This is a genomic window from Rhizobium sp. P1_E1 (genome assembly GCF_056406015.1).
The window spans coordinates 22,292-28,291 of the sequence record NZ_JBFUAY010000067.1 but is presented as its reverse complement, the minus strand read 5'-3'; the positions used below and the strand labels follow the sequence as shown (position 1 = coordinate 28,291).

The 6,000-nt window shown below is 59.4% G+C and carries 5 protein-coding genes; 1 reads left to right on the top strand and 4 read right to left on the bottom strand.

What is annotated here, in order from left to right:
* Positions 1 to 1,142: 1,142 nt before the first annotated feature.
* Positions 1,143 to 2,129 (bottom strand): 4-hydroxythreonine-4-phosphate dehydrogenase PdxA, encoded by a 987-nt coding sequence (gene pdxA / locus AC1D1Z_RS21165; protein WP_028732302.1) that lies wholly within the window; start codon positions 2,127 to 2,129, stop codon positions 1,143 to 1,145.
* Between the two features lie 31 nt (positions 2,130 to 2,160).
* Positions 2,161 to 3,294 (bottom strand): iron-containing alcohol dehydrogenase, encoded by a 1,134-nt coding sequence (locus AC1D1Z_RS21160; RefSeq protein WP_477851640.1) that lies wholly within the window; start codon positions 3,292 to 3,294, stop codon positions 2,161 to 2,163.
* 192 nt (positions 3,295 to 3,486) lie between these two features.
* Between AC1D1Z_RS21160 and AC1D1Z_RS21155 the strand changes: the two genes are divergently transcribed.
* Positions 3,487 to 3,681, top strand: coding sequence for a hypothetical protein (locus tag AC1D1Z_RS21155; protein ID WP_131647041.1), 195 nt, complete (start codon positions 3,487 to 3,489; stop codon positions 3,679 to 3,681).
* On the opposite strand, the gene AC1D1Z_RS21150 is transcribed toward AC1D1Z_RS21155, so the two are convergent.
* Together AC1D1Z_RS21150 and AC1D1Z_RS21145 are read right to left on the bottom strand one after the other, a co-directional pair.
* The gene (locus AC1D1Z_RS21150; RefSeq protein WP_131647040.1) at positions 3,653 to 4,837 is read right to left on the bottom strand and encodes a sialidase family protein; all 1,185 of its coding nucleotides are present in this window, start codon (positions 4,835 to 4,837) and stop codon (positions 3,653 to 3,655) included. The two genes, AC1D1Z_RS21155 and AC1D1Z_RS21150, sit on opposite strands and share 29 nt — an antisense overlap.
* Positions 4,838 to 4,848: 11 nt before the next feature.
* Complete coding sequence (locus tag AC1D1Z_RS21145; protein WP_131647039.1) at positions 4,849 to 5,754, bottom strand: dihydrodipicolinate synthase family protein; 906 nt, start codon at positions 5,752 to 5,754, stop codon at positions 4,849 to 4,851.
* Positions 5,755 to 6,000: the final 246 nt, after the last annotated feature.

Sequence of the window (6,000 nt, the reverse complement as noted above, 5' to 3'; positions counted from 1 at the left end):
GCGGTAGAGTCTTTTCTCTTGTTTGTCTAGGCTGAGTTGCATCAAACCCAGCGATAAAAGTTAATGTAATCACAGTCAGGAACGGCGAAAGTACGTACATTATGGAAATGCAAATGTGCGCGCAAGCCCTTGTTGTCTTGTCTTTGGAAAAACAAGATCCGGCGCTCTGTTGGGCGTGATCATATATTTCCGCCCAGACCGCGATGTCATCCAGGTATTTATTTACTATTTCCAATAAATGTGTGGGCAATTTAAATTATAAAATCGTGTAATGTGTGACATATTTCTATTTATCGATATCAAGATAGTCTAGGCATCTCTTACAGGTTTGTTAACGTATTCGAATAATTACTTAAGATTGTGATAATGCCGTCTGTGATTTTATTGCCTTGTCGCCAATTTTCACCTCTAAACAATTCTCGCCGCAGAACAAGGTGGCAGGAGAAATATCTATAAAAACGGGCAATTTCCGATGCAGTTGTACAATCTAAATCCTTCAGAAATTGGTCTGATGGGAGGGAGGGGACGGCAAAGTGTTCCGCCGCCTAGCCAGACGGCATCAATCTCACCGAGGACCGGAAGCATCACACCTGGGACGACCGCAAAAGCCCGGACACCGCTGTCCGGGCTAAGTCGTTGACAATCTGAGGAACTGCTATTCTTTGGTCATGGCAGTGACCTCGCGACCCGATGCCCTTAGCAAGCCGGATATCCAGCCAGTGCCGTTCAGCATCTTTTCGGGCTTTGCTACCACTGCGGTTTTCGGAGCCCTTTTTTCACGGCGCTCTCCGATTGCCGAACTTGCTCAGGCGACTAAGGAGTGTCGCGTCCGGTGTCCAGTAAGCCAGCGATCGAGGCCAGAGCCGTGGCGAAGTGCTCGGCTCATTCGAGGCGGCCCCTACTCAGGTCGTGCTTAGCCTTCACGGCATTTGGGTTCGCCGCCGCGACGAATGTCAGCAGGTCAGGCAACCGCCGCAGGTTGTTCTTGCAACCACGCCGGTCGCGGCGGGCTGCCCCCAAGAGGTGATCGCCCACGTCTCCTTGATGGCCCTAATCGATACGGTTCGCGCCGCACCTGCCTCCTTGACCGACGACGCAAGGTTGCGGCGCTGGCCGCCAACGCTCCTCTCGAATTATTGCGATCACACTTCCCGCCGCGGCGAGCGGGCCATCAGCCTAGCATAGGCGATGGCAGAGAGCATGTTGACGTGGTTGGCCTTGCCGGTGCCGGCAATGTCGAAGGCGGTGCCGTGGTCGACCGAGACGCGGTCGATCGGCAGGCCGAGCGAGACGTTGACCGCGGTGTCGAAGGCGACGAGCTTGATCGGGATATGGCCCTGGTCGTGATACTGGGCGATGACAAGATCGAAGGCGCCGTTATAGGCGCGGGCGAACACCGTATCGGCCGAGATCGGCCCGACGACGTCGATGCCTTTTGCCTGCGCCTGCTCGACGGCGGGCGCCAGGAATTCCATGTCCTCGGTGCCGAACAGGCCGTTTTCGCCGCAATGCGGGTTGAGGCCGGCGACAGCAATGCGCGCCTTGCGGCCGAGCCGCAGAAAGTGATTGTGGCCGGCTTCGATGGTGGCGAGCACCCGCTCGGTCTTGGCGCGCTCGATCGCACCCTTCAGCGAGATATGGGTCGAGACGTGGATGGTGTTCAGCCGCTCGGAGGCAAGCAGCATGAAGGAGCTCTTCGAGCCGGTGAGATGCGCGAGAAGCCCGGTGTGGCCGTCATGGTGATGGCCGGCGAGGTTCATCGCCTCCTTGTTGATCGGCGCGGTGACGATGACATCCGCTTGCCCCGACATGGCGAGATCGACGGCGCGGGTGATATAGCGCACCGAGGCATCGCCGGCGACGGGGCTGACCTTGCCGATCTCGGGTAGGGCCGCGCCGAGCGCGACCTCGTCGACGGCGATCCTGTCGTCACTGGGTGCATCGGCGGGCCCGAACCGCAGCCCGGCGCCGGTGACGCGGTCGGCGCGCTCCAGCGCTTCGACATTGCCGACGATCACGAAATCACGGCGCTCTTCCCTCGGAAGGGCTGCCAAGGCCTTGACGATCACCTCGGGGCCGACGCCGGCCGGATCGCCGAGCGTCACGGCGACTTTCGCATTTCTGTCCATCGATCAAGTCCCTTCTAAAAAACCTTACCGCTTAAAAGGCAGCAGCATAAATCGCGCGAATGTCGGCGCKAGACAGATCTCGCGGATTGTTATCGAGCAGACGGCGAATGGCAAAGGCGTCGTCGGCCATGGCGTCGAGATCGGTTTCCGGCACGCCGAGGCCGGAAAGCTTCATCTCGATGCCGAGTTCGGCGCAGAAGGCGTAAGCCGCATCGAAGACGGAGGTGATGTTCCCGGAGGTTTCACGCCCAAGCGCTTCCATCACCGCCTTGGTTTTCTCAGGCGCCGACGGTGTATTGAAGGCGAGAACATGCGGAAAAATCAGCGCATTGGCCGCGCCATGGGCCACATGCCAGCGCGTGCCGAGGGGATAGGCAAGCGCATGGCCGCCGGCGGTATTGACCGGGCCGAGGCAGAAACCGCCGTAGAGCGAGGCGAGCGAGAGGCCGGCGCGCGCTTCGGCGTCGTTGCCGTCCTTGACGGCGCGGGCGAGATATTTGCCGACGAGGCGCGTTCCCTCGATCGCATAGATGTCGACCATCGGATGGGCCTTGCGGTTGGTGAAGGCCTCGACGCAATGGGCCATGGCATCGACGCCGGTGGCCGCCGTCGTGCGGGCAGGGACGCTGAAGGTCAGGGCCGGATCGATGACGGCGATATCGGCCAACATATGCAGGCTTTCCACCGCAAGCTTTGCCATCGTCGCGGGGTCGGTGACGAGCGCGCGAATGCCGGCCTCGCTGCCGGTGCCCGATGTCGTCGGCACCTGGGCAAGCGCTACCTTGCGCGGCCCATGCACCTTGTTCGGACCGACGACCTCGTGCAGCCTCTGGGTGGAGCCGGCAAGCACTGCCGCAAGTTTTGCCAGATCCATGGCGCTGCCACCGCCGAAGCCGACAATCAGCTCGGCATCGGCGGCATTTGCCGCCGCCAGGACTTTTTCGAGATTGGCTGTATCCGGTTCGGGCGTCACGTCGGCAAAGACCGTAACCTCGCACTTCAGCTCCAGCACGTCGATGCGCGAAGCGTTGAAGGCATCGGAGATAACGAGYGTGCGCCGATAGCCCTTTTCATCAGCCCATTTGCCCAGCTTTCCCGCCGTGCCGACGCCGAATTCGATCCGATGCGGCCGAACTATCGTGATTGGCGAATCCAAGCTGGCCATGAACCAGTCCTCCCTGCAAGATCTTGCGGCAATATCCTCGCCCTCTTTAATGTAAAGTTGTAAGATCAATGTCAAGCCAGCATTCCAATGGGCGGAATTTTTTATCTTTCGATGCGCGATCTGTCGCGCTTCAGGCTAGCGTAGACGTGTAGCTATCGATAAAAATATCAATGCGTTATAAGAGCTGCATCGATGAAAACAGCATTTCAGGCGCAGCTGGTCATCATCTTTGCCACGGCGGCGAATAATCCGATCCTGTTGTCAATTTCTGCCGCCAGTAAACCCAAAGCCGTTGGCATCCTGCATCTTTTCGCAAGCGATCGGACGCAGGTTTCCAATTTCCCGGCTACCGCTGTGCTTACGGCAGGGATTGCGGAGCGAGGCTGATATATTTGATGGCGCGCCGGTAATAGGTGTAGGCGATATGGACTGTGCCGTCGCCGCCCTGGACAATCGAGGGATAGGAGAATTCGCGGTTCAGCGAATCCTTCGAATTGTTGCTCAGGCAGAGACCGTCGCCGGTATCGAGATCCACGCGATGCGGAAAGCTCTTGCCGCCATCCCTTGATATCGCAAGGCTCAGCGGCGCACGCGGAACACCCCAGACGGCCTTGCGGAGGTTGCCCGCAACAACAGCGGTCTCTTCAGCTTCGCCGCCTTCGATTTCGTCATAGAGGGACTGGCGCCGCGCATCCGACATGGCGGCATTCGAATGGTTGTAAACCATTGCGATTGCTCCGTCATTCAGGATTGCGGCCTGGATCGAGGAGTTGTTGTTCGGCAGGTCAGCGGCCTCGGGTGCGCTCCAGGTCTCGCCGCCGTCGGATGATCGGCTGGACAGGATGTTTTCGGCGAAACGATTGCGGTAGAAGGCGATCATCCCGTCGCCGCCAAGCGACAGGATGTTCATGTGCACCGCGCCGATACTGTCTGGAATATCGTGCATTTGCCAGCTCGCGCCGCCATCACGTGACATCAGCACGGCTGCCGTATCGGCATCGCCGCTCCAGCGCTGGCCGTTCAGGCCGACGCAGCGGAAGACCGGAAGCAGCCAGTCGCCCCGACCGTTCACGACGATCTGCTGGCGAACGAAGGTGCCAGGGCTGTCGCAGAGGATTTGGACCGGGCCGAAGGTCTGGCCGCCATCGCTTGAAATCCGGCATTTGACAACAGAACCGTCCTGATTTCCGGAAGTCTGCGAGGTATAGAGCAGCCATACTTTTCCGTCCGGAGCGTTGAAAATCAACGGGTTCTGTTCGGATTTCTCCGGGTCGTCGCTCATCTTTTCAGGTTCCGACCAGCGCTCGGAGCCAAGTGTCAGCCGCGACATGTAAATCGAAATGTCGCCCATGCCCTCCATCGTGCCGCCGAACCACACGCAGGTCAGCGTGCCGTCGGGCAGAAAGGCGAGATTTGCGGCATGGTTCTGGATGCAGGGGGAGGGCAGATAGGCCTCCGCACGGCCCTCGACGGTGGGGTGAGGGGTCATGGCCCCGGTCATCAGGGCCGGAACGGCTTCCGGAGGCAGGCCGGTGAAACTCATGGCGGATCTCCTCAAGGCAGCTTGGCATAGCTTTCGGCGAGCGCGGCATAGTCAGCATCGCCGAGCGGCATCAGCGGCGCGCGCGTGCGCCTCCAAGCGGGATTGCCGGTCTTCAGTCCCACCATCGCCTTGATGGTCGGGATCTGGACGTAGGAATTGGAAAGCGTGCGATAGGCGTTGATGCGGGCCTGTGCCGCCTCGACATCGGCGGCGCGCGCCTCGTCATGGACATGGTCGTAGACGGTGCGCAACGAATTCGCCACCAGATTGGAGGTTGCGGTGATGCAGCCGGCGCCGCCCGCTTTCAGCAACGGCAGCAACAGCGGGTCGGCGCCCGCCAGCACGGAAAAACCGGGATAGGTGGCGATGATCGCCTGCATGTTATTGAAATCGCCGGCAGATTCCTTGATGCCGACGACCGTTTCCGGGAACGCCGCAATCAGCCGTCCGATCAGCGGAATGGACAGCGGCACGCCTGAGACCTGCGGAATATGATAGAGGATGACCTGCAGCCGCGTGTCGGCGACCTTTTCCAGCACCTGCGAATAGGCGGCGAAGAGACCGTCGTCAGAGACGCCCTTGTAGTAGAAGGGCGGCAGCATCACCACCTTGGTGACGCCAAGCGACAGCGCGTGCCGGGTCAGTTCCACGGTCTCGGGAATGGCGACGACGCCCGTGCCTGGCAGAAGCCTGTCAGCAGGAATGCCGGCCTCAAGTGCTGCTTCCAGAATGGCGCGGCGCTCGGCTCCGGAGAAGGAATTGGCCTCGCCCGTGGTTCCGAGCAGCGCCACGCCGTGGCATCCCTCGGCCAGCAACTGCCGGCAATGATCGGTGAATAGTGTGAAATCCGGCCTGTTGTCCGCCGTCAGTGGCGTTGCGGAGGCGCTGAAAACGCCTGTAATCCTGTGATGGCTCATTTCGCCCTCCTCGGCGCGTCCTGTCTGGGGATCGGTGTTCGAACCGGCCGGCTGCGCATTCCAATTGTCATTCGTCTGTCGCGATGGAGTGCAAAGAACTTTTCCATCGCCGCGCTTTTGTCAAGAAGACAAAATGCTGTGATGCAGCTTCGAAAAGTTATCTATCTGTTATAACTTATATATTTTTAGAGGAAAATTTTGTTCTGATCGAAATTGCGATTTTTTGTTGACATATTTACAATAACG